The sequence below is a fragment of the Paenibacillus tabacirhizosphaerae genome (assembly GCF_040812395.1).
Classification (GTDB): Bacteria; Bacillota; Bacilli; order Paenibacillales; family NBRC-103111; genus Paenibacillus_E.
This window is the reverse complement of sequence record NZ_JBFNXH010000094.1, coordinates 1-530: the sequence shown is the minus strand read 5'-3', so window position 1 is coordinate 530 and position 530 is coordinate 1. Positions and strand designations below refer to the sequence as shown.

Sequence of the window (530 nt, the reverse complement as noted above, 5' to 3'; positions counted from 1 at the left end):
ATCATCACGCCTTTCGGGCGGCCCGTCGTTCCAGACGTGTAGATGACGTAAGCCAAATCCTGCGGCTCATTGACAGATGGCGCATCCGTTGTCTCGCTTGTATAGATAGAAAGGTCGTCCAGGTACATGACGGTTTGCCGCGCCCCACCCTTGGCAGACACCTCGCTTTGCGTCAAGTGCAGCAGATGGGACTGGGTCAGCAGCACCACAGCACCGCTATCCGCGAGCATGAATTGGATACGGTCGGACGGATAATCAGGATCGAGCGGCACATACGCGCCTCCCGCCTTCCATACCGCTAGTACAGCGACGATCAGTTCCACGCTGCGATCAGCCAAAATGCCGACAATCGATTCTGGGCCGATGCCGGAAGCACGCAGCGCACAGGCCAGCCGGTTTGCTTGTTCGTTCAGCTCGCGATACGTAAGCTGGCGATCCATATAGACGACAGCCGTTTGCTCGGGTGTTCTCTGTACCTGTTCCTCCACGTATACGTGGAACGGCTTCTCCAGCAAATGCTCTTGGCCCTC

At 57.4% G+C, this 530-nt stretch carries 1 protein-coding gene; it reads right to left on the bottom strand.

Annotated features, from left to right (window positions below; translation table 11 throughout):
* Window positions 1-530: AMP-binding protein (locus tag ABRS97_RS28130; RefSeq protein WP_367859154.1), on the bottom strand; the 530-nt coding region annotated here is incomplete at both ends.